The 24,172-nt window shown below is 36.2% G+C and carries 16 protein-coding genes; 10 read left to right on the top strand and 6 right to left on the bottom strand.

The window, feature by feature from the left end; translation table 11 throughout:
* The first annotated feature begins 20 nt into the window (after positions 1-20).
* Both ACXR6G_RS17760 and ACXR6G_RS17755 read left to right on the top strand, forming a co-directional pair.
* Entirely contained in the window at positions 21-3,185 is a 3,165-nt protein-coding gene (locus ACXR6G_RS17760; RefSeq protein ID WP_458362796.1) for an efflux RND transporter permease subunit, read from the top strand.
* A 124-nt stretch (positions 3,186-3,309) separates the two neighbouring features.
* Positions 3,310-4,596 (top strand): TolC family protein, encoded by a 1,287-nt coding sequence (locus tag ACXR6G_RS17755; RefSeq protein ID WP_458362795.1) that lies wholly within the window; start codon positions 3,310-3,312, stop codon positions 4,594-4,596.
* A 73-nt stretch (positions 4,597-4,669) separates the two neighbouring features.
* On the opposite strand, the gene ACXR6G_RS17750 is transcribed toward ACXR6G_RS17755, so the two are convergent.
* The 3 genes from ACXR6G_RS17750 to ACXR6G_RS17740 all read right to left on the bottom strand — a co-directional run bounded on the left by ACXR6G_RS17750 (position 4,670) and on the right by ACXR6G_RS17740 (position 7,634).
* Positions 4,670-5,266 carry a porin family protein gene (locus tag ACXR6G_RS17750; RefSeq protein ID WP_458362794.1) on the bottom strand — a complete coding sequence of 199 codons (597 nt, stop codon included), beginning with the start codon at positions 5,264-5,266 and terminating at the stop codon, positions 4,670-4,672.
* Positions 5,267-5,481: 215 nt separating this feature from the next.
* Entirely contained in the window at positions 5,482-6,696 is a 1,215-nt protein-coding gene (locus ACXR6G_RS17745; protein ID WP_458362793.1) for an aminopeptidase C, read from the bottom strand.
* A gap of 251 nt (positions 6,697-6,947) precedes the next feature.
* Positions 6,948-7,634, bottom strand: coding sequence for a cytidylate kinase-like family protein (locus ACXR6G_RS17740; RefSeq protein WP_458362792.1), 687 nt, complete (start codon positions 7,632-7,634; stop codon positions 6,948-6,950).
* A 294-nt stretch (positions 7,635-7,928) separates the two neighbouring features.
* Here ACXR6G_RS17740 and ACXR6G_RS17735 point away from each other — a divergent pair, with 294 nt between their 5' ends.
* Positions 7,929-9,908, top strand: a complete 1,980-nt coding sequence (locus ACXR6G_RS17735) for a tetratricopeptide repeat protein (RefSeq protein WP_458362791.1) — start codon at positions 7,929-7,931, stop codon at positions 9,906-9,908.
* A gap of 124 nt (positions 9,909-10,032) precedes the next feature.
* A complete protein-coding gene (locus tag ACXR6G_RS17730) occupies positions 10,033-11,307 on the top strand; it encodes a replication-associated recombination protein A (protein WP_458362790.1) in 1,275 nt (424 codons plus the stop codon).
* Positions 11,308-11,377: 70 nt separating this feature from the next.
* On the opposite strand, the gene ACXR6G_RS17725 is transcribed toward ACXR6G_RS17730, so the two are convergent.
* The gene (locus tag ACXR6G_RS17725) at positions 11,378-13,789 is read right to left on the bottom strand and encodes a penicillin-binding protein 1A (RefSeq protein WP_458362789.1); all 2,412 of its coding nucleotides are present in this window, start codon (positions 13,787-13,789) and stop codon (positions 11,378-11,380) included.
* Positions 13,790-14,361: 572 nt separating this feature from the next.
* Here ACXR6G_RS17725 and ACXR6G_RS17720 point away from each other — a divergent pair.
* The 6 genes from ACXR6G_RS17720 (at position 14,362) to ACXR6G_RS17695 (ending at position 22,174) form a co-directional block, all read left to right on the top strand.
* Entirely contained in the window at positions 14,362-15,702 is a 1,341-nt protein-coding gene (locus ACXR6G_RS17720) for a serine hydrolase domain-containing protein (protein WP_458362788.1), read from the top strand.
* Between the two features lie 40 nt (positions 15,703-15,742).
* The gene (locus ACXR6G_RS17715) at positions 15,743-16,861 is read left to right on the top strand and encodes a glycerate kinase family protein (protein ID WP_458362787.1); all 1,119 of its coding nucleotides are present in this window, start codon (positions 15,743-15,745) and stop codon (positions 16,859-16,861) included.
* A gap of 133 nt (positions 16,862-16,994) precedes the next feature.
* A complete protein-coding gene (buk, locus tag ACXR6G_RS17710) occupies positions 16,995-18,071 on the top strand; it encodes a butyrate kinase (protein ID WP_458362786.1) in 1,077 nt (358 codons plus the stop codon).
* A gap of 534 nt (positions 18,072-18,605) precedes the next feature.
* Complete coding sequence (locus ACXR6G_RS17705; protein ID WP_458362785.1) at positions 18,606-19,082, top strand: NADH-quinone oxidoreductase subunit NuoE family protein; 477 nt, start codon at positions 18,606-18,608, stop codon at positions 19,080-19,082.
* Between the two features lie 32 nt (positions 19,083-19,114).
* The gene (locus ACXR6G_RS17700) at positions 19,115-20,302 is read left to right on the top strand and encodes an NADH-ubiquinone oxidoreductase-F iron-sulfur binding region domain-containing protein (RefSeq protein WP_458362784.1); all 1,188 of its coding nucleotides are present in this window, start codon (positions 19,115-19,117) and stop codon (positions 20,300-20,302) included.
* Positions 20,303-20,383: 81 nt separating this feature from the next.
* Positions 20,384-22,174: an NADH-dependent [FeFe] hydrogenase, group A6 gene (locus tag ACXR6G_RS17695; RefSeq protein ID WP_458362783.1), complete on the top strand. Its 1,791-nt coding sequence runs from the start codon at positions 20,384-20,386 to the stop codon at positions 22,172-22,174.
* Positions 22,175-22,327: 153 nt separating this feature from the next.
* Here the strand turns inward: ACXR6G_RS17695 and kdsA are convergent, their stop codons facing one another.
* Both kdsA and ACXR6G_RS17685 read right to left on the bottom strand, forming a co-directional pair.
* Entirely contained in the window at positions 22,328-23,146 is an 819-nt protein-coding gene (gene kdsA / locus ACXR6G_RS17690) for a 3-deoxy-8-phosphooctulonate synthase (protein WP_458362782.1), read from the bottom strand.
* 86 nt (positions 23,147-23,232) lie between these two features.
* Positions 23,233-24,066: a nitroreductase family protein gene (locus ACXR6G_RS17685; RefSeq protein WP_458362781.1), complete on the bottom strand. Its 834-nt coding sequence runs from the start codon at positions 24,064-24,066 to the stop codon at positions 23,233-23,235.
* Positions 24,067-24,172 lie beyond the last annotated feature (106 nt).

Raw genomic sequence — 24,172 nt, 5'->3', positions numbered from 1 at the left:
AAATTCTCAAATCTAATTTTATGAAGCATATTATATCTCATTTTGTCAGGTATCCTTTTTATGGGAAGATGATTATCTATCTTTTTCTGATAGCAGGTATTTTCTCCCTGTTTAATATGAAGAAGTCGTTTTTTCCTGAAACGGAATCTAAAACAATTACTGTTTCCATGGTTTATCCCGGAGCTTCTCCCAAAGAGGTAGAAGAGGGGATAACCTCACGAATTGAAGATGCCATTAGAGGCATTGTGGGTATTAAAGAAATGAATTCTGTATCATCCGAAGGTTTTGCCCGGGTGACCATCACCACAACAGGTGATTTAAAGCTTGATGAAACCCTAGCCGATGTTAAGAACGCTGTTGATGGGATTCCTTCATTTCCCTCAGGAGCGGAAAAAGCCGTTATTGCTAAACTAAGATCCACGACTCCAGCTGTGAGGATGGCTGTAACAGGCGATGTAGATTTAATAACACTCAAGCGTTATTCTGATTTGATCTATGATGATTTGATGCGTTCGAAAAAAATGTCTCAGATCTCAATATCGGGTTTACCTCGTTTAGAACTTTCTGTTGAGGTTAAGGAGGATAATCTGCGTCGTCATCAGTTAACTTTTTCTGAAATTTCAACGGCTATTGCTAGCAATAATATCGATATTTCTGGTGGTGTCATTAAAAATGCCAAAGAAGAAATTTTGATTCGCTCTCGTAACCGTTCGGTTGATCCGGATAAGATTGGTGAGATCATTCTACGTGCAAATCCTGATGGATCCTACATCAGATTGAGAGATGTTTGTGATATTCACTTTCAATTCGAAGATGTACCACGTTCGTCCTATGTCAACTATAATCCTGCTGTATCAATCCGAGTAAATAAGTTGAATAATGAGGATTTGGAGGAAATTTCAATCTTCTGTAATCAATATGCTAAGGAATTTAATGCGGATCATACTGACGCCAAGTTAGAGATCACTTTCGACTATGTTAACATGTTGCAATCACGACTAAACCTATTGTATAAGAATGGTGGCTATGGCCTAGCTCTTGTCGTTCTTGCTTTAGCTTTATTCTTGAGTTTTCGTCTATCCTTATGGGTGGCTTGGGGAATTCCTGCCTCATTTTTAGGTATGTTTATTTTTGCCAACCTAATGGGGGTGACTATCAATATGATTTCACTTTTTGGTATGATTTTAATCATCGGTATTCTCGTAGATGATGGAATTGTGATTGGAGAAAATATATATACGCATTTTGAAAGGGGGAAGAGTCCTCGTCGAGCAGCTATTGATGGAACCATGGAGGTTGTACCAGCCGTTTTAACATCGGTAACAACAACTATGATAGCCTTTACACCACTCTTACTTGTTACAGGTAATATGCAATTTCTTTACGAGATGGCTTTTGTTGTGGTCTTTTGTCTTGGGATTTCTTTATTCGAAAGTCTTTTTGTTTTGCCAAGTCATGTGGGGAACGAAAAGGTACTGAATGTGAGAAAAAGCCATACTGCTTTTAACCGCTTCCGAAATAAAATTGAAAAGGGCATTATTTATATGCGCGATCGTCTTTATATGAGCTTTTTGAAAAAAGCCCTGAAATGGCGTTGGATCATTGTATTTCTTCCTGTAGCCTTTATCTTCATAACCATGGGTTTATTTGGGGGTGGTTTTATAAAAAGTACCTTCTTCCCCAATGTAAGTTTCGATACTTTTAATATCAATGTGGCTTATAAACCAGGGACCAATAAGGATATTACAATTAAAGCTCTGAAAAATTTTGAAGCGGTTGTTTGGGATGTGAATAAGGAACTGAAGAAAGAATTTAATGAGGACAATGATTTCATAAAATATACAAATTTAACGGCAGGGTCTGCTTTTAGTGGTCAGGAATCTGGCCCACATGCGGGTAATATTACCGTTACACTTCGAGATATGGAAGGTTCTCCTATTTCCAGCTTTGGTATTTCAAATCGAGTTAAGAAAAAGATAGGTGACGTTAATTCTGCTGAGAAGTTTACTATTGGTTCTTTTAACAGATGGGGTGCAGCCGTTTCGGTTAGTCTTCTGGGCAGTGATCTTGAAGAACTGAATGCTGCCAATATCTATTTTCAGGATGAGTTAAGAAAAATGACTTCTCTGTATAATATCAATGACAATAACCCATTGGGAAGTCGTGAAGTTCGATTGAGTCTTAAAGATAAAGCCTATTATTTGGGAATGAATTTGCGTAGTATCACATCTCAGGTTCGTCAAGGATTCTTTGGTGGACAGGCACAGCGTCTTCAAGAAGGTAAAGATGAGATCAAGGTTTGGGTACGTTACCCTAAAAGCGATCGTGTGTTTATCGGACAAATGGAGAGCATGAGAATCAGAACACCGGGAGGAGAGTATCCTTTATCGGAACTGATCGACTATGAAATATTACGAGGTCCGGTTAGTATACAGCGTTATAATGGTGCTCGTGAGATTCGTGTGGAAGCAGATTTATTAGATCCCAATGAACCTGTACCTCCAATTTTGGAAGAAGTAACAAATAATATTCTTCCTTTACTTAAAGAGAAGTTTCCTAGTGTTCGGCCTGAGTTTCAGGGGCAAGCTAAACGTTCTTCTGAAGATATTGCCGAGATGAAAACTTATTTCTCTATTGCTTTTGTAGCTATTATGTTTATTGTGATGTTGCATTTTAGATCTTTCACTCAAGGACTGATTGTGATTTTGATGGTTCCTTTAGGGATTATCGGTTCTGCTTGGGGACATGGTATAGAAGGTGTTCAAGTATCCATGCTTAGTGTATGGGGAATGGTTGCTCTTTCTGGTGTGATTATTAACGATGCCGTCGTCTTCCTCTCCAAATACAATACAAATTTAAAGGAAGGTATGAATCCCGAAGCTGCTGTACTTGGTGCAGGTAAAGCACGTTTTAGAGCCATTGTTTTGACAACCATTACCACATCGGTTGGTTTATATCCATTGATTCTTGAGAATTCATTTCAAGCTCAATTCCTAATCCCAATGGCTATTGCTTTAGCTTACGGTGTATTGGTTGGAACTTTCTTTATTCTAACACTTTTCCCAATCATTATTCTTGTTTTGAATGATATCAGATGTAAGGTTAAGGAAGTGTGGACAGGGGAGACAATTGAGCCTATTGATGTAGAACCAGCTATTAAAGAAGCAAAAGTAACTCTTGATTAAAGAGGAAGATAAGGGGAAAGGTTAAAGTAAATAAGGATAAAGGTACGTGTATGCACATTCGATCTTTTATATTTCGACTCTTTGACTTTTATGACTTTTTTGGACATTTAGAAAAATAAAAATAATGAATAGATATATAATACTCGTACTCATGTTATTTTGTGCAGGCTCTTTATCTGCACAGAAAGATTTAAATCTTGCTCAAGCAATTGAGATAGGCTTAGAGAAGAATTACAATATTCAGATTGTACGCCAATCAGAAAAGATTGCTGATTTGAATAATACATGGGGAAATGCAGGACAATACCCAAAGCTTGAGTTCAATTTTCGTTCTAGTAATAAAAAGGATTATAACGAAAGCGATGACTTCAGACAGAACATACTTACGCCATCCATTGATTTAAGCTGGACTTTGTTCGATGGTTTTGCTGTTAGAATTCGTAAGGATAAATTTAATGATCTTGCTTCTCTTTCTAAGGGAAATACCATAGTTGCTGTTGAGAGTCAAATTCAGTTGATTATTCTAGCTTATTATAAAACCTTGATGGAACAGGAGCGCTTGGAAGTGAGCAAAAGAATCAAGGAGCTTTCTGAAGATAGATATGGGAATGAGAAAATTGCCAGTGAACTGGGAACCAAAGGGAGTTATGAGTTGCTTTTAGCAAAGAATGCATTTCTTGAGGATAAATCCAATTATCTGACTCAACAGGTGAATTACAATAATACGGTTCGTGACTTGAATTTTCTTTTAGGTGTTGAGGAAAGCACCCAGTATATTTTTACGGATGCTTTTATGACCAATGTTACGGATTATCGATTGGCTGATTTGCTTGACAAGATGTTTGCTAATAATAACAATCTGAAAAACCGTTATATGCAAGAGGCTATTCAGAAGCGCGATATTGAGATGGCACGATCAAATTATTATCCTCGAGTTTCATTGGGAGCGGGAGTACAAGGCAATAAGTTTATACAGAAGCATGATGTATCTCCTAAAATTGATACAAAGTCTCATAACCTTTATGCTAACTTGAGCTTGAATTATTTAATTTTTAACGGGAATGCTAATCGCAGAGCCGTGCAGATATCTAAGATTGAAGAGGAAATTTCGAAGATACAGACAGATGACCTCAAACATAGTTTAACGAATACTTTAGCTCAGAATTTTGAATTGTATCAGTTACGTAAAGAGTTGTTAGATTTAGCTGAGGAGAATAAATTGGCAACAGAGATCAATATGCAACTTTCTAAAGAGAAATACGAATCAGGAAGCATTAATTCCTTTAACTACCGTGATGTGCAAATTTCATATCAGAATGCCTCATTAGCAAGATTAAGTGCTATCTTCAATCTGATTCAATCTAAAACCACTTTAGTTAGAATGACTGGAGGGATATTAAGTGAATTCTAGAATTAGACCTTTACATTAAAGCATAAAAAAACCACCAAATCATTGGTGGTTTTTTTATATGTCGAAAATGATTTTAGAACAAACGGAAACCTAAAGTTACATTCATCATTTTGTTTTTCTTTAAGAACTCAGAAGAAACATCAGTTAAACCAAATTCGTAATCAACATCTAAAGTTAATTTCCAAACGTCGATACCAGCACCAACTTTAGCATTCCAAACTGCACCTTTAAAATCCGCATCTATAGCATCATCAAAAGTAGATTTAATCTTGTCATCGATATTAAATGACGCTACAGGACCAGCGAAAGCTCTCAGTTTAAATAGAGGTAATTTTACCAATTTGTAACCTAGTAGTATGGGTATGTCAAGACTTTTTGTTTCAATATCCGCTGTCACAGTACCCAATACTGGTACTTCTTGTGAAATACTTGATTTTCGCTTTACGTAATTTAATTCTGGTTGAATATACCATTTGTTGATGTTGATTCTTGCAAAAGCACCCAACATCATTCCATTTTCTGATTTTTCTTTAATACCACTTAAGTCCGTGTCAACTTTAGTGCTAACAATGCCACCGTGAATACCAAGACTAATAGGAGAGGCTAGCTGTGCAAACAATGCCGATGAAAAGAAGCAGATTGCTGCTACCAATAATAATAATTTTTTCATAATGTGTAATTTTTGTATTAATAATCTAATGAGTTTCTTACTAATAAATTCGTCTGTAACATTTACAACTTTACAGATAGACGAATTTATATTAAATTTTTCAATTTCGGAAATAATCAAAAATCAGACCAAGTTTATAATAGTGGTGATGAAATGCATAAAAAAAAGCTCGACCGTCATAGTCGAGCTTTTTAAAATATGATTGAGCTTGTAGATTACAAACCTAATTTTTTTCTCAATTTTGCAGGAACTGCATCCTTGTGAATCATGAAAGACATAGTCTTATATGATACAAATGGGAATGAAGCATAAAAATGACCTTCATATGGATTATTATCAGTACCCCATGAGTTCTTTACGATAAAGTACTTGTTGCCTTTTTGGTCTTTAGAAATACCAACAAGGTGCATACCGTGATCATCAGTCGTTGTGTAGTTATCGAAAGCTTCTTGACGCATTTCTTGAGTAATCACTTTTTCTTTACCAGGACCTTCGAAGCTAAATAGTTTAGCATTCTTTTTCTTGTCTGACATATCCTGCCATTTAGAAATTTCAGAATCGCTCATGTTCTTAGTATCCGCTTCAGGAACAATAGCAACACCTTTGCGGTATGCAAATCCTTTTTCGCTTACGTCAGAAGCCCAACCAATAGTATAACCATTCATGATAGCACTTTCCATAACTTCCATCATCTCGTCAACAGGTAAGTTATAAACCTCGTCCCATAACCAGTTGTCACCAACTTCGATAATGAATTTTTCGTAGAATGGGTGGTGAGTGTAAGAAGAAATCTCGATATAATCATCAGCGTTAAGACCTGTATAGTCTTTTGCAAATGACTTAGGAGTGTATTCTTTCCCTTCGTACTTAAATGTCTCAGGTAATTTCCCTAAGTAAGCATCCAAAACGCCATCAAAACCTTTATGCCATGTTGGTGTTAATTTTCTGTTTTTATTTTTGATTACAGCATCCACATAGTTGCTAAGGATAATATCCATTTCACCATGAGTATGACCTGGCTCTCCGTATTCAATTCCAGCGTATACTGACTCAGGAACGATACCATATTTTTTCCACACGTAAGTTACATCGTGGAATGCACCACCACCACCAAAATTGAATTTTCCGCTCAAACGAACGTCTTTAATAGCTTTATCAGAGTAGCAGTTATAAACAACAAACATTTCTGATAAATCTGCTTCAGGCTTACCCATACGAAGCATTTCTGACTCCATAAATGAAAGTCCAGCAAAAGCCCAACAGGTACCTGAACGGTGCTGATCTTTTACAGAAGTTTCAGGCATACGTTTTACCTCAGTAAAAATATAACCTTCTTCTTTGTCCTTTTTTTTGTCTTTTTTCACTTCAGCTGATGAAGAAAATACAGTTCCTCCAATAAGTAGGGCTGCAGCAAGAATTCTAAAATTCATAGTATTGTTGTTTTAAGTGTTAATGGTTTTTTATTTTCACTTCTAAACCCATTTTTTTTATTTTCTATTTAGCTAGAGAATATAGACAGATTTAGAACCGCAAAAATAACAAAAACTTAAACCTAGCCAATTGAAATAAGGGCTTTGCTTAAGTTTTTAGATATAATTATGATTTGACTCGATAAGATGGGTTGAGACATTCTCTAGTATGATATTAATCATACTCATGATATCGCCTCGTAAAGATACACTTAAATGATTTTTTTTGCTTTTAAGATTTCAATTGTAGTATTAACCATCATTTCATCATCCAATTTCATTGTGTTGAATACGAGGTCAAAATGACTCAATTCCAACGGCTCTTTATTGAAGAAATTACGAAGAATCTCTCTTTTTTCATCAACCGTTCGAGCATATATTTTCATTTCTTCAAGGCTACCACCATGATTTTTCTGTAATTGAGTCGCGCGCCATTCAATAGGAGCTTGCAGTTTTAAATGCAAAGATTTTTCGATGTCTTGAGTCAGAATTACACCTCCACGCCCTATAATAACACAGTTGCCACGTTTGGCCATAGCTTGTACCACCTCGGCAATGGTTTTTTTAATTTGCTTATCGCTTTTATAATACTTGTTAGACATTGATGCAAAAACCTCATCCCAGGTCGATTTTTCTTTTGACTCGAAAACATATTCAATCTTCTTTGGATGTAGATTTAGTTTTTCAGCCGCTTCTACAAGTATTTCTTTAGTTAGTACGGTCCATTCCTCACCCGTAATTTTAGTAAGATTTTTAACCAGAGCATTAGCTATATTGATTGCATGACATCCACACTCTCTTGAAATAGTTATCACAGGTCCTGAAAATTTATATTCGGATGATTCTGTTTCTTTATGCTGATAGCGATTTTTCATGTATTGATGCAGGGTATTTCTCATAGCAATAGGGTTTGGTCGGTATTAATCACATAGAATGTATTGTATTATACACAAAACACATCGTATTCAAGTCAATGATTTTAAGATTGTAGCGAATTGAGTATGTGCTTCTAAGTTCAAGTTAAGACATTTAGTAAAATAATAAAAATGGAATGCATCTGTTTAATGGGATATGAAATTGAGAACTAAAGCCTATAGAATGAATGATTTTATTGATTTAAAATCTGTTAAATTGATCTGATTACAAGCTAGTTTTTTTAAGTTTGTAATTCTACACTTGAAATCAATGTTTCTATGCGTTTATATCGACTTCTAATATTATTAAGTTTTATTTTTTGTTTGAAAATAGCCAGTGCACAACTTAACACTGAAAATTTATTATCAAAAGGACGAAATGCCATCTATTTTGATGATTACACAGAGGCTATTATAAAATTTAATGAGATAATTAGAGTTAAGCCATACTTGCCAGAACCTTATCTGTTTAGAGCATTAGCAAAATATTACCTTGAGGATTTTGAAGGCGCTGAGATTGATTATACCAAGGCAATTTCAATTAATCCGAATTATACTTTAGCCTACCTTTATCGAGGCGTTGCTAATAATCATTTGAGTCGCTACAAGCAGGCTCTTAAAGATTTTGATATGGCTGAAGATTTGAATCCCAGTAATTCAGACATATTTGCCAATAGAGGCATTACATTGGCTGCTTTAAAACGTTATGATGAGGCTGAGAAAAACTATACAAAAGCCTTAGAACTGAAAAAGGATATGATTGGTGCTTATTTAAATCGTGCAGTTGTTAGAGAGCAATTGGAGGATATTGATGGTGCTATTTCAGATTGTAATAAAGCTGTTCAACTTAATAATTTTTCTGCAGATGCTTTCGGTCATAGAGCTTATTTAAAATATAAGAATAAGCAATATAAAGAGTCGGTTGAGGATTATGAGCGTGCTTTGAAGATTAATCCTGATGATGCACGTTTGATAATGGGCAGAGGGATCTCAAATTATGCCACAAAGAACTTGAAGGGAGCTTTGGCTGATTACGATAAAGTGATTGAACTGGATCCGAATAATGCTTACGGTTATTATAATAGAGCACTTCTAAAGTCTGAGGTTGGTGATTTTAATTCAGCGATTGACGATTTTAATATGGTGTTGGATATGAATCCTGATAATATGCTGATTTATTTCAATAGAGGTCTCGTGAAGGCTGATATTGGTGATAACCTGGGAGCTATTGCTGATTATACAACTGCAATTGATATTTATCCAGATTTTGCAAAAGCCTATCTGGCCCGATCGTCATCTAAACGTGATATTAATGATCTTGATGGTTCCATTGAAGATAGAAACCAAGGACTGATTATCATTGATAAGTATAAGCGAATGAAAAATGAAGGGGCTATGGCTGCCTTTGTAGATACCACTGAGAATTTTCAACGTTTAATCGACTTGAATTCACGTGAGAAAATTATTGAAGAAATTATTAAGGGACGTGTTCAAGATAAATTTGTGGCAATTAAGCTTGCAAAAGATTTTCATATCAGTCATCTATCCATTGATAGTCTTCGTGCAGGAAAAATGCAGTATTACGATCAGGAATTGATGAATTACAATCAAAAGCACAATTATTCTCCTGCTTTCACATTTAGTAATAAGCATTATCCATCTTCAAAGAACTTGGTAGATCAGCAAATCAAACATGCAGAGCTTGAAATAAAATCAGGCAATAGCGAAGCCTATTTCTTTAAAGGATCTTATGAGCTAAGCAATAAGAAATATAATAATGCTGTTGCTTCGTTTAATGCATGTATCAATAAAAATAAGAATTTTGCCTTTGCCTACTTTAATAGAGCCAATGCTATTGTCGATATGACTGATTACATCCAATCTATTGGTGTTAATGATGATACGAACCTGCGTTTGAATGATGATAATAAGAACAAAAATCATGAAATTATCGTTGATTATAGTTCGGCTATTACTGATTACAATAAAGCTATAGAACTAAACTCTGATTTTGTTTTCGCCTATTTTAACCGAGGTAATACTTATGCAAAATCGAAACAATTTGATAAAGCAATCTCTGATTATAATAAGGCTATCGAATTAGATAGTAGTTTAAGAGAAGCCTATTTTAACCGAGGTTTGGTCTATTTATACAATAATGATAAAACTTCGGCATATGGCGATTTAAGTAAGGCTGGAGAACTGGGTCTACTTGATGCTTACAATGTTATTAAACGTTATTGTAATAAAGAGAAGTAAACTTTTTAGTTTCTGGGCACTGAGCGCAGCCGAAGCATAACCTTTTACCTTTATCCTTTAACCTTTATATTTCACACTTTCATTTTGATTATACTTTTTAACCTTTAACCCTTAAGCTTGTCTCATGACATCAAACCAACCTTTAGCAGAACGATTACGACCTACCAGTCTTGATAATTATTTGGGACAAAAACATTTGGTGGGAGAGAAAGCTGTTCTTCGAAAGATGATCGAATCTGGGAATATTTCTTCCTTTATTCTTTGGGGACCTCCTGGGGTTGGTAAAACAACCTTGGCTAAAATTATAGCCAATCAACTCAATCGCCCTTTTTATAATTTATCGGCGATTAATTCTGGTGTGAAAGATGTGAGAGAGGTTATAGCAAAAGCTGAAAAGCAGAAATTTTTCACCACACCCAATCCAATTTTATTTATCGATGAAATCCATCGTTTCAGTAAATCACAGCAAGATTCTCTTTTAGGTGCTGTTGAGAATGGGACTGTAACGCTGATTGGAGCAACAACCGAGAATCCTTCTTTTGAGGTGATTTCACCCTTGCTTTCACGTTGTCAGGTTTATGTGTTAAAAGCTCAGGAGAAATCTGATTTAGAATATCTGATCGAACATGCTTTAACGAAAGACCTTTATTTAAAAGAAAAGGATGTCACCGTAAAAGAAAAGGACGCTCTAATTAAATTTTCGGGGGGTGATGCACGTAAACTTCTGAATATTTTAGAGTTGGTGGTTAATTCCCAGGTGACTGATAAAATTGTTTTGACCAATGAGTTGGTGCTTAGGGAACTGCAGGAGAATCCATCTATGTACGATAAGGATGGTGAACAACATTACGATATTGCATCAGCCTTAATTAAATCGATTCGAGGTAGTGATCCTGATGCTGCCGCATATTGGTTAGCCCGAATGATTGAAGGGGGAGAAGATCCTAAATTTATTGCTAGACGCTTGGTTATATCTGCAAGTGAAGATATCGGTTTAGCAAATCCCAATGCTTTGCTTCTAGCCAATGCAGGTTTCCAATCGGTAAATTTAGTTGGAATGCCTGAATCTCGAATTATTCTTTCAGAAGTAGCGATTTATTTAGCGACATCTGCTAAAAGTAATGCGTCTTATCTGGCAATTGGTAAGGCTCAAGCTTTGGTTAGAGAAACTGGAAATTTATCTGTGCCTCTACATTTGCGTAATGCACCAACCAAGTTGATGAAAGATTTGGGTTATAAGAAAGAGTACAAATACTCTCATGATTACCCAGGGAACTTTGTTAATCAGGAGTATCTTCCAGAAGAAATAGCTAATCAACGTTTATATATACCACAAAATAATGCACTTGAAGTAAAGGTTTTGGAGCGATTGAAGTTTTGGTGGAAGAAAAGATTCTAAAGTCTCTAATTTAGAATAGAAGAAAAGCGTAAAATCAACTGTGATAAGTGATTTTACGCTTTTTGTCTTTTTATTTGTCTCTATTCTTTTTACCGAAAATAGATTTAATTTTATCGTAGATTGATTTTTTATTTTTCTTTCGTTTAGCGCGACGTTCCTCTAATTTTACTTTATCATCCTTTTTGTTGTCTAGCCCCAGAAGTCTTTCGAAGAAACCAGCTCTCGGAGGCATATAGTGAGGCATGTCTAATTTAGCTAAGCTTGTATTATCTGGTTTGAAGAAAGTCGCTTTACAATAGTCGTGGTATTTACTGTTATTGTTGAGTTGGTGCATGAATTTACCATAAATTGGTAAAGCCATTGTAGCACCTTGTCCTAAACTTAGAGATCGGAAATGCACTCGCATATCGTCAGCACCTACCCAAGCACCGGCAACTAGATTTTGATTGTAACCAATATACCAACCATCAGCTTGCGATTGAGTTGTTCCTGTTTTACCAGCAAATTCACCTTTTAAGCCATATACCGTTCTCAAACTTTTTGCCGTACCACTATCGACTACTGCAGTCAACATATGATTAATGATATCTGCATTTTCAGGAGATAAGCTCGTCTCAAATTCGGCACCCATTGGGTTTAAATCGACAATAACCTCACCCTTGTTAGTTTCTATTCGTGAAATATAATAGGGATCTACTCTCTTTCCTCTATTGGCAAGATTTGCATAAACCTGTATCATTTCTAAAAGCGAAATATTTGCGGTTCCCAAAGCTAATGATGGTACATTGGGTAAGGGTGAAGATATTCCCATTTCTTCAGCTAGCTCTATGGTTGACTCAATGCCTGTTTCCATAATGATATCCACTGCAATCGTATTGACAGATTCAGCCAAAGCACCTTCCATGCTATAACTTCCTTCGTAATTGTCATCAGCATTTCTTGGCGACCAGTCCTGATATTTAGGATAAACCTTGCGTTCATTAGGGTAATAATCAAATGGAGACATATTAGCCTCTAGAGCAGCAGCATAAACGATAGGTTTGAATATTGAACCCACCTGACGTCTACCTGTAACATGATCGTACTGGAAATGTTTGAAATTAATACCACCAACCCAAGCTTTTATTTTACCGGTGTTACTTTCCATAGCTACAAAGCCAGTGTTCAGAAGCTTGATGTAATGTTTTATTGAATCAAGAGGACTCATCTTTACATCTTTTTCACCATTCCATGTGAAAATCTTCATTTCTCTTTTCTTCTTGAGAAGTGCATCAATCTCCTTTTTCTTTTTACCTTTTTTACTTAAGGATTTATAAAAAGGTGAACGTTCAATTGCAGAAGTCAGAATTGCCTTATTATTGTCCCAAGGGTTTTGCCTTCCCCAATGCTTGTAGAATATGTTCTGCAAATTTTTCATATGCGACTTAACAGCATCTTCTGCATATTTTTGCATGTTGTAATCTACAGTGCTTATAATTCTTAAACCATCTCGATAGATATCGTAATAAGAACCATCAGCTTTCGTGTATTTTTTAAGAATGTTATCAGCCTCTATACGAATGCGTTCTCTTAAATAGGGTGCAAGTCCTGAATGCGTACTTTGTCTTTGATACTTGATTTTAAGGGGTAGTCGCTTTAATTGCTCCGCTTTATTCTCAGAAATAAAGTTGTTCTTAGACATTTGTCCAATAACCACATTCCTACGTTGCTTCGATCGCTCAGGGAAACGTCTGGGGTTGTAATAGGATGGCGCTTTAAGCATTCCAATAAGGACGGCGCTTTCGTCAAGTTTAAGTTGATAGGCAGGCTTGCTGAAATATTGTCGCGAAGCACTTTCAATACCAAAAACCTGTTCTCCAAAAGGAACGGTATTGAGATAGAGTTGAAGGATTTTCTTTTTGGAATATATCTTTTCTAAACGCGAAGCAGTAATGGCTTCCTTAATCTTATTGACAGGCATTGATAATTTACCAAAATTTCTTCTTGGATAAAGATTTTTGGCCAGTTGCTGGCTAAGTGTACTGCCACCTCCTGAACTCTTATTACCAAGTATCAGCGTTTTCACAAGTACGCGAACCAAACTGATTTCGTCAATGCCTTCATGACTGTAAAAACGTGAATCTTCAGTGGCAACCAGTGCATTGATTACATTAATAGGAATAGCACTAAAATCTATATTTGTACGATTCTCAGCATAGATGCGACCCATAATTTTGCCATCCTCAGAATAAACTTCTGAAGCATCGGCATTCTGTACATTCTTTAAAGTATGGTAATCGGGTAGTTTTCCCCATGCACTGTAATAGATGCTTGCCAAGAATAAACCAAACAGAGAGCCAGCTATAAGCAGGCAGAAGAAGAAAAATCGAAAGAGTCGAGTTTTGAATGTTCTCTTCTGTTTTCCTTTTTTTACAGGTGTTGATTTTCTTTTTGGAGGATTCTTTCTCTTAGCTTTAATAGCTGTGTTCTTGCCTTTAGTCATTTATTCCTTCAGTTGTAATTTCGGACTCAATTTTTTGTGCATAAAAGCCTAGATAACTGAATCAATTCAGTTAACGTTGGTTGAATAACTTTTATTGCTTAAAGTTTAAATATTGAGTTTCAAGGTAAGGTCGTTGCAAATATAGGTAAAACTTGTGAGTTTGAATACTGAAAGCCAAGGTGCGAAAGTGTTAAAAAAGATTATTTATTACTTTGTAGATTTCTTATACGTCTGAGCTTAATAATTAGAATTTATATTCATCTGTGATTATTTGGGATTCACATGTAGAGCTATGGAAAATGGAATATTATAAATAACTAAAGCTTAGGATGGTAGAAATATGACTTGTTTTAGACGCGTATACAATATTTTTTGATATTTAGAATAAACGCTTGTATTTACTATTAATAGGCAAATACTTGCTTTTTTATGTCTATTATTAAAAGGGAATGCTTTATCTTCATGGCTGCTTATTGAGAAAAAATAGTCATTTTTGTGACGAATAGTGAACAGAGAGATAAGTATCCTTAAAGATTCTTGTTATGAGATCTTTGTAAGATAAAATGTGGAGAATGACTATAAAACAAATCATAATATTGATATTAACCCTGGTAGTTGTATTATTTGATACGCACACCAGCTCGTCTAAACGAGAAGAATTACATATACCTTACGATAGCAAACTAGATCCAGTTTCGCACCGTATTTCAAACGAACTATCATCATCTAAAGCAACTAAAAGAGCTGATTATAGAATTAATAGGTTCCTTGAATATTGGCGAATTAAGGGTGCTTCTGTTGCTTTGGTAAAAGATCAGAAACTGGTTTTTGCTAAAGGATATGGTTATGCTGATGTGGAAAATAAAGTGAAGGTTGAACCTGATCATTTGTTTCGTATTGCCAGTGTTTCTAAGTTGATTACTGCTACGGCAATTATGAAACTGAAGGAAGCGGGTAAGCTACAATTAAGCGATAGAGTCTTTGGTGAGGATGGTATTCTTAATTCTGAAAACTACTTAAATATTCGCGATAAGCGATCGAAGAGAATAACTGTAGAACATTTGTTAAGACATACGGCTGGCTTTACGAGTCGATATGGTGATCAAATGTTTTTGCCTTTGACAATTGCAAAAAAAATGAATGTTCCAGCTCCTGCGAATGCTGAAACCATTATCGAATTTGCACTCTCAAGACGTTTGCATTTTACGCCGGGTAGCCGTGGTAGCTATTCTAACCTTGGTTATGTGATTCTTGAAAAGCTTATAGAGGCATCATCTGGTCAAGATTACGAGGCATACGTACAGGAACATATTTTACAACCTGCAGGTATTTTTGATATGCATTTAGGTAAAAACTTACGTGAGGATAAGTTGCCTAATGAAGTCAATTACTACGAACAATCGAATGCCATACTTGTTCCAGCCTTTGATGGTTCTGGAGGAAGAGTTCATCGTAGCAATGGTGGAAATAATATTGAAGAACTTGGTGGTGCTGGTGCGTGGATTGCTTCTGCTGCAGAATTATTGAAGTTCTATGTTGCCATTGATGGAAAAGACAAGCAAGCTGATATTCTGTCTAAGGAAAGCATTGAATATATGACCAAGCCTAGCCGTAGAGGATTTAGTCCAATTGGCTGGAAAGGTACTCGTTCAAACGGAACGTGGTGGCGAACTGGCACCTTGGCTGGTAGTTCAGCCTTGATGAAGCAAAACCCAGATGGATCAACTTGGGTGATTATAACAAATACTTCTTCGTGGAAAGGTTCAGGTTTTCCAAAGGAGTTGAATAAATTAATGAGTCGAGTGATGCGCTCTGTTAAGCAATGGCCTGAAGCTGATTTGTTTAATTATTTTGAAGCTCAGCCAAGTCTGCTTGTTTTTGAAGATGTTTCTGATTTTATTGATCGTAGCTAAGGATTCGAGATTATCAGAATTTAATTATTAAGCACTATTGATGATGAATATTCTGATTGCTCCTAATGCATTCAAAGGCAGTCTTTCTGCTTTGGAAGTTGCTCAAATTATCCAAAACAATCTATCAAAACTCAATCCTAATTTTAATTGTAGATCCCTACCAATTGCCGATGGAGGCGATGGAACATTGACTGTTTTGTCGAATTACTACTTTGGGGCAGCACATACCTTTTCTACTACCGATCTTTTAAATAGAAAGATCAAGGCCCCCATATTTCTTACAGAGAATGGTACTGCAATTATCGAATTGACTCATGTTGCAGGGCTGTCTTTGCTTAAATCTTCTGAATATAAACCCTTACAGACTCATACATTTGGTGTTGGTGATTTAATTCGTTCAGCTCTTGATCTGAATTGTACCAAGATTATTCTTGCTATAGGTGGCAGTGGTACACTTGATATGGGCTTTGGCGCTCTAAGAGCTCTAGGCTTTCGTTTCCTGGATAAAGAAGGGAATGAATTATGTGGAGGTGGAGGAAGCTTGAAGGCTATTATAGAGATCAATTCTCAAAACTTCGATTCCCGACTTCTTCTTGTCGATTTTCAAATTGCTTGCGATGTTGATAACCCTTTACTTGGCGAATTTGGTGCCGCTCATGTTTTTGGAAAACAAAAAGGGGCCTCAGACGATGAAATCATTCAATTGCATCAAAATCATCAACATTTTGCTCAATTAATAGAGAAACAATCCCATATTGATATTTCAACCATGAAGCATGCTGGTGCAGCTGGTGGTATTGCTGCTGGACTTCATGCCCTGTGTGGAGCTAAATTGCGATCGGGAAGTGAATTGGTTTTTGATTGTTTAAATATGGATGAGGCCCTAGAGAAATGTGATGTACTGATTACTGGTGAAGGAAGAATCGATTCTCAATCATCTTTCGGTAAAGCTCCCTATGTTCTGGCTCTAAAAGCGAAGCAAATGGGGAAGCGTGTTATTGCACTTTGTGGTAGTTCTGAAAAGCTAACAAATTCTCCATTTGACCATGTCATTCCAATACAAAAAGAAGGTCAAGCTCTTAATGAAGCAATAATGTCTGCAAAAAAGAATTTGGAGGAAGCTGTCTTAAATGAATTGAAATACCGCTTAAGCCTTTGATTAACTGGACTTGCTTACCTTAATGTTTATGTGATGTAAAGCATGAAAAAGATTTTAAATTTTGTCTTGTAATCCTTGAGAGATTGGTATTTTTGCAGTCAAATACTAAATAAACAATAAACTACTATTTCTAATGGAAAATCGCAGAATTTTAGCCATCAATCCGGGATCTACCTCTACAAAGATTGCCGTGTATCAAGGCGATAAATCAGTATTTCTAAAAAATATTAAGCACTCTAATGAAGAGTTAGCTAAATTCAATAGCATTTCAGAGCAATTTGAATTCCGTAAGGATATTATCCTAAAGGAATTGATTGACGCAGAAATTCTTATTGACCTAATTGAAGCTGTTGTTGGACGTGGTGGTTTGGTTAAGCCTATCGAGTCTGGAGTTTACTTGGTTGACGAGAAACTAAAAGCTGATTTACGTGTTGGTGTTCTTGGAGAGCATGCAAGTAATCTTGGTGGACTGATTGCTGATAATATTGCTCAGTCATTACCAAATGCAAAAGCTTATATTGCTGATCCAGTTGTTGTGGACGAGATGATTGATGTTGCTCGTGTTTCTGGTCATCCAGAATTTGAGCGTATGTCTATTTTCCACGCTTTGAATCAAAAAGCTGTAAGTAGATCATTTGCTTTATCAGTAGACAAAAATTACGAAGACTTAAATATCATTGTTGCTCACTTAGGTGGTGGTATCTCTGTTGGTGCTCACCTTAAAGGTCGTGTAATCGATGTGAACAACGCCTTAGATGGTGAAGGACCTTTCTCTCCTGAGCGTTCAGGAACTCTTCCAGCTGGTGCATTAGCTAAGCTTTGCTTTAGCGGTGATGTTACTTTGGATGAAGTTAAGAAAATGATCAAAGGTGAAGGTGGATTAGTTGCTCATATGGGAACTAATGATGCTTACGAGATTGAGTTGAAAGCCAAAGATGGTGATGCAAAAGCTAAATTGATTCAAGATGCAATGGCTTACCAAGTAGGTAAATCTATTGGTGCTTGTGCTGCTTCTTTAAAAGGTCAAGTTGATGGTATTATCTTAACCGGTGGTATCGCTCACAATGGTGATTTAGTTAGCTATGTGAAAGAAATGGTTACATTTATTGCTCCAGTTATTGTTTATCCTGGTGAAGATGAAATGAAAGCTCTTGCAATGAATGGTTATATGGTATTGAGAGGTGATGTACAGCCTAAGAGATACGTATAATCTTATTATTATATAAAATGAAGCCCTAATTACTTCTAATTAGAATTCAATATAGTTTAAAGCCTTCGGTTAATTCCGGAGGCTTTTTTTTATGTCTCAACTGCTTCATTTTAATGAGTCTAAATAGAAATTGATTGTATTTTTTTATTTTTTATATGTTTTACTATTCTCTTGAAATATCAATATTATTAGGCTAGTCATTGATTATTAGTTTGGAAAATAATAAGCATAAATGGAAAGAATTTAGTAAAACGGACTGATTAAAGAAAAATTTCTCTAATATTTTGTATCTTAAAGCTGAAAATTGATAGGAAGACCTGTTGGATATGAGTTGGAATAGCCGAACTCATTAAAGTTTGAATCTGAAATTGTACTAGAATAATTAGCATATAAACTAATCTATCTCACAATAATAAGATGATGAATGAACCTTAACTCTAATATGTTTTTGTGAAGGAGCTTGTGCTACTAGCTCTGGATAAAGGTGTGTATAGAATTAAGAATCATTTGTTTTATCAAACTAAACATGAAACTATGAATGATAAGGCTGAACTCTTAAAAGATCTTGTAAAAGATCATGGAATAAAAAGGGAGAAATTGCTTCCTATTTTACAAGCTGTTGTTGAAAAAGATCGTTTTTTATCAGAGAGTGCTATTCTAAAAATAGCAGAAGAAACTAAAATCCCCGCCGCTGATGTCTATGGAACGGCTAGTTTCTACACATTCCTCGATATTGTACCAAGAGGTAAATACGTTATACGTGTTTGTAAAACTATAACCTGTGCCATGAAAGGGAAGAACCAAATTCTTTTGGCATTGGAAGATTTCTTGAAAGTTAAGTTGGGAGAAACTACTCCAGACAAACTCTTTACAATACTAGAAACCAATTGTCTAGGATGGTGCCATAAAGCGCCTGCAATGTTGGTAAACGATGATATCTATACTGAGTTGACTCCAAATATGGTAGTCGATATACTTAGTTCTTATAAGGCTGAAGCCGATAAGGAGTAGATCTTATTTTCAAATTGTAAAAATCAAGAGTTATGACGACTAAAACAAAACAACTCAATAGAATAGATTTAATCTTCAAACATGAAGATGATTGTAAAGAGATTTTAAAGAAATCATTCGATCGTTCTCATGAGGAGATTATAAACGAGATGGTAAATTCAGGTCTAAAGGGACGTGGAGGTGCTGGTTTCCCAACAGGACTTAAATGGAAGCTTACAGCTGAAGAGACAGAGCCAATCAAGTATGTTATTTGTAATGCCGATGAAGGTGAGCCAGGTACTTTTAAAGATAGAGAGATTTTAACTCGAGTGCCACATAAAGTATTGGGTGGAATGGCAATGTGTGCTAAGATAATTGGTGCTAAAGAAGGCTATATCTATTTACGTGGTGAATATAAATTTCTTGTTCCTCAACTTAGAGAAGAATTAAAGATATTTCATCAAATAATGGAAGATCTGAATCTTGATTTCGTGGTTGATATTTTCTTAGGAAGCGGTGCTTATATCTGTGGTGAAGAATCAGCTCTTTTCGAATCGATGGAAGGTAAGCGAGGCGAACCAAGAAATAAACCGCCTTATCCAACTCAGTGTGGTTACCTAAATAAGCCTACAGTTATTAATAATGTTGAAACTTTGGCTCATTCATATACGATAATGAAATATGGAGCCAAGAAATTCCGTGAACTTGGAGTTAAAGATTCATGGGGTTCCAAAGTGTTTTCAGTTTCAGGAGATACGCCCATACCAGGGATTTATGAATTGGAATTGGGAATGTGTGTACAAGATTTTGTTGATGATTTTGGTGATGGCGATACAAAGGCCGTTCAAGTAGGTGGTGCTTCGGGTTTTCTTGTTCCGCGTAAGCGTTTTGCTAAGTCTCATATTGGTTATCAGGGTAAATTAAAGGGCGTATCCCTACCTACAGGAGGTTCTATGATGATTTTCAATAGCTCTCGTTCGATGTATAATGTCTTGGATAATTATCTCGTTTTTTTCGAAGAAGAATCCTGTGGTCAATGTACACCTTGCCGTGTAGGTTGTCAGCAATTACTTAAAGGCATCAAGGCTGTAAAGCGTGGTGAAAAACCAGCAGCTTATCTTGATAAGCTTCTAAAACTAACAGACACCATGCGTTTGACTGCTAAGTGTGGTTTGGGGCAATCAGTCGCAAATTCTTTTTCCTCTATTGTAGAGAATTTCCGTGAGGAGATGATTTATTAATGGATTTTAAATAAATGAGTCTAATGTTCAATTTTTTTAAGGCAAAAATATAAGAAGCCTTAATTCCTAAAGAGAATGAAAATGGCAAATATGATCAATTTATCAATTAATGGAATCGCTGTTAGTGTAGAGGAAGGAAAAACCATACTTGAAGCAGCTCAAAGATTACATATACATATACCTACATTATGCTATCACAAAGACCTATGTGTCGCCGGTAATTGTAGAGTTTGCGTAGTGGAACAAGCTGGCGTTGATCGCTTGGTTGCATCTTGTGCTACACCTGTAAACGAAGGGATGGAGATTAATACCAATAGTTTAAAAGTGAGAAACAGCCGAAAGCATATTATTGAGCTTTTGTTGGCCGAACACAATGAAGAGTGTACCAAATGTTACCGAAATGGGCATTGTGAACTTCAAACTATAGCTGCTGATTTACAAATTACCAATCAAGATTTTATCGATTTAGTTCCAGATAAATGCTACACTGTTGATTCTTTTTCACCATCTATTGAAAAAGATGATAGTAAGTGTATTCGTTGCCAACGTTGTGTACGAACTTGTGCCGCGATTCAGAGTGTTGGAGCAATTGCAGTGGCGCATAAGGGTGCTGATATGAAAATTTCAACATTCTTTAATCACTCATTAAATGAGGTGGTTTGTACCAATTGCGGTCAGTGTATTGTACATTGTCCAACAGGGGCTTTGCATGAAAAATCGTATGTGGAACAAGTATGGGATGCTATAGCAGATCCTGAAAAGCATGTTGTCGTTCAAACAGCACCAGCTGTTCGGGTTGGTCTTGGTGAAGAATTGGGCTTTGAGCCAGGCACCAGAGTAACCTCTCGTATGGTATCAGCTCTTCGACGTTTGGGTTTCGATTCAATATTGGATACTAATTTTACGGCTGACCTAACTATTATGGAGGAAGGCACAGAGTTATTGACTAGGCTTAAAGGAGCATTGGTTGATGATAACCCTGATGTTGCTTTACCTATGGCTACTTCTTGTTCGCCAGGTTGGGTGAAATATATCGAACACAAATATCCTCAATATTTACCAAATTTATCGACTTGTAAATCGCCACAGCAAATGTTTGGCGCTTTGGCTAAAACCTATTATGCTAAGAATATAGATGTGGATCCAGCCAATATCGTTTCTGTATCTATTATGCCATGTACGGCTAAGAAATTCGAAGCTAATCGACCAGAAATGAAAGATAGTGGTTATAAGGATGTTGATTTTGTTCTGACAACTCGGGAATTAGCTGTGATGATTAAACAGGCTGGTATCGAATTTGATCAGTTAAATGAAGAGAACTTCGATTCTATTATGGGAATTGGCTCCGGAGCTGGTGTGATATTTGGTGCTTCAGGTGGTGTTATGGAAGCCGCCTTACGAACAGCTTACGAAATAGTAACAGGTCGTGAGGTGCCATTCGAGAATCTGGAGATTAAACCTGTTAGAGGACTAGCAGGTGTGAAGGAGGCAGTTGTACCAATTGTAGATGTTCGTCCGGAATGGTCATTCCTTGAAGGTGTTGAATTGAAATGTGCCATAACCAATGGATTGGAAAATGCACATCAACTAATGGAAGCTATTGACAGAGGAGATCGATTCTATCATTTCATAGAAATTATGGCCTGTCCGGGTGGTTGCCTTGGTGGTGGTGGTCAGCCATTTCCTGTTGATGATGAAATTCGTCAGAAGAGAATGGATGCTATCTACTCTGAAGACTTATCTCTGGCAGTTCGGAAATCACATGAGAATCCTGAAATTGTAAAGATTTATAAAGAGTTTCTTGAGAAACCGCTGAGTCATAAATCTCATAAATTATTGCACACTTCTTATGTGAAACGTCAGCCGTATTAAAGTCGAAAGGTCTAATTGTCGATAGTATGAAATGACTGAAGACTTGAAACTTCTACTTTGAATCATATAGAGTAAATGGTTAAAATGGGAAATCCCTTGTAAGCTTTATGCCTACAAGGGATTTCTATATATCTAAAAAAGAAAATTCAATTATTAGAACTGATTTACAACCTTACGGATAGCAACCAGTTTTGTCAATAAATCTTCAAGATGATCTAAGTGTAACATATTGGCTCCATCAGATTTCGCATTGGCTGGATCTGGATGAGTTTCAATGAATATACCATCAACACCAACTGCAATACCAGCTTTGGCAATTGTTTCAATCAAATCAGGACGTCCACCCGTTACACCAGAAGTTTGATTAGGCTGTTGTAGTGAATGTGTGATATCTAATACAACAGGGCAATTATTTTCTTGCATGGTTGGAATTCCACGGTAATCCACAATCATATCCTGATAACCAAACATGTTGCCACGATCGGTTAATATCACTTTGTCGTTCCCTGATTCTCTAACTTTAGTAACTGCAAATTTCATCGATTCAGCAGCTAAGAACTGACCTTTCTTGATATTCACTACTTTTCCAGTTTTAGCAGCCGCAACTAATAAATCAGTCTGACGACAAAGGAAAGCAGGAATCTGTAAAACATCAACATATTCAGCAGCCATGGCAGCTTCTTCTGCAGAGTGAATATCTGTTACGGTTGGTACACCAAAAGTGTCGCTAACCTTTTTCAGAATTTTCAATGCTTTTTCATCCCCAATACCAGCAAAAGAATCCAAACGAGAACGGTTGGCTTTGCGGTACGAGCCTTTAAAAATTAAAGGAATCTCAAGTTTGTTTGTGATTTCTACAATACGTTCTGCAATTTGCATTGCAATTTCTTCACCTTCTATGGCGCAGGGTCCTGCTAAAAGGAAAAAGTTGCCTGATTCGGTGTGTTTTATATTGGGAATATTCTTAATCATGATGTATTTGTGTTTTATTTATTGCAAAAATAAGAAAAGCTTTGATATATATTGAATGCCTGAGTGAGTTAATAAGTAAAGACGTTTTAGTTCTTATCCATTTTCACTCTATTAAGGCTAAGACCTTCTGATTGTATAGCACGTGGATACTTAACGGCTGATTTTCCAAAAATCAATCCATAACCGACAGTGTAATCCTCAGGGATGCCAATTAATTCAGCTATGCTAGGGTCAATATCATTCAATACCCAAGTCAGCATGCCATTCCATAAAGTCCCAATATTATGGCTGTTTGCTAAAAGTTCAAAATAACTTAAAGCAATTAGGCAGTCGGGTAGAGGGGATGAGTTTTTCTTAGGAGCTGAAGCAATTAAAAGATGGGGCGCATTTCTGAAAATAATATCAACGCCATTATTTTCCCATACTTTTTGAATCGCATATAAGAACTGAAACTGAGGTAAAAGCGTTTTAGCTTCTCCTGCTTTCTTGATAGCCGCATACACCTTATCTCTAAATAATTCTAAGTCTCCTCTTTTATCGATAAGGGTGAAATGTACCGAGTTGTAATTGTGTCCCGTTGGTGCATAAGCCGTAGTTTCCAAAAGTTCTTGAATGAGCTCTTGATCTAAATCTTCCGGTACGTATTTTCGAACAGATCGACGTGTTTTAATTAAACGAGTCATGGCTTCATAAGTAGGACGCTCTCCTTCTGAAGATAGACTATCCTCTGGTTTTTTTCCTAAAATAGATAGGGCTGCTGTCGGACAAATTGCCAAACAGTGTTGGCATTTTAAACATAGCTTTTCTCTTGATTTGCGAATGCTAGGCTGTGGATTCATATCGATAATCCCAACAGGGCAATCTTGTGCACATAAGCCACAAGTGATGCACTTATCTTCATCTATCTTGAAATCTATCATTTTTCCTTCTTGCTTTTGGCAGATATTTAGAACACAAAGAAAAGGACAAACTTGTTACAAACAAAAGACTATCTGCTGTATTCATATAAATGAAATATTGTGCGTG

Source organism: Ancylomarina sp. YFZ004 (assembly GCF_054254355.1).
Note: the sequence above shows the minus strand (reverse complement) of the source record. Positions and strands in the feature narration are given on the sequence as shown.

Bases quoted from the DNA above. Each gene is read 5' to 3' on its own strand.
- ACXR6G_RS17760 (WP_458362796.1), top strand. From the start codon at position 21: ATGAAGCATATTATATCTCATTTTGTCAGGTATCCTTTTTATGGGAAG.
- ACXR6G_RS17755 (WP_458362795.1), top strand. From the start codon at position 3,310: ATGAATAGATATATAATACTCGTACTCATGTTATTTTGTGCAGGCTCT.
- ACXR6G_RS17750 (WP_458362794.1), bottom strand. From the start codon at position 5,266: ATGAAAAAATTATTATTATTGGTAGCAGCAATCTGCTTCTTTTCATCG.
- ACXR6G_RS17745 (WP_458362793.1), bottom strand. From the start codon at position 6,696: ATGAATTTTAGAATTCTTGCTGCAGCCCTACTTATTGGAGGAACTGTA.
- ACXR6G_RS17740 (WP_458362792.1), bottom strand. From the start codon at position 7,634: ATGAGAAATACCCTGCATCAATACATGAAAAATCGCTATCAGCATAAA.
- ACXR6G_RS17735 (WP_458362791.1), top strand. From the start codon at position 7,929: ATGCGTTTATATCGACTTCTAATATTATTAAGTTTTATTTTTTGTTTG.
- ACXR6G_RS17730 (WP_458362790.1), top strand. From the start codon at position 10,033: ATGACATCAAACCAACCTTTAGCAGAACGATTACGACCTACCAGTCTT.
- ACXR6G_RS17725 (WP_458362789.1), bottom strand. From the start codon at position 13,789: ATGACTAAAGGCAAGAACACAGCTATTAAAGCTAAGAGAAAGAATCCT.
- ACXR6G_RS17720 (WP_458362788.1), top strand. From the start codon at position 14,362: ATGACTATAAAACAAATCATAATATTGATATTAACCCTGGTAGTTGTA.
- ACXR6G_RS17715 (WP_458362787.1), top strand. From the start codon at position 15,743: ATGATGAATATTCTGATTGCTCCTAATGCATTCAAAGGCAGTCTTTCT.
- buk (WP_458362786.1), top strand. From the start codon at position 16,995: ATGGAAAATCGCAGAATTTTAGCCATCAATCCGGGATCTACCTCTACA.
- ACXR6G_RS17705 (WP_458362785.1), top strand. From the start codon at position 18,606: ATGAATGATAAGGCTGAACTCTTAAAAGATCTTGTAAAAGATCATGGA.
- ACXR6G_RS17700 (WP_458362784.1), top strand. From the start codon at position 19,115: ATGACGACTAAAACAAAACAACTCAATAGAATAGATTTAATCTTCAAA.
- ACXR6G_RS17695 (WP_458362783.1), top strand. From the start codon at position 20,384: ATGGCAAATATGATCAATTTATCAATTAATGGAATCGCTGTTAGTGTA.
- kdsA (WP_458362782.1), bottom strand. From the start codon at position 23,146: ATGATTAAGAATATTCCCAATATAAAACACACCGAATCAGGCAACTTT.
- ACXR6G_RS17685 (WP_458362781.1), bottom strand. From the start codon at position 24,066: ATGATAGATTTCAAGATAGATGAAGATAAGTGCATCACTTGTGGCTTA.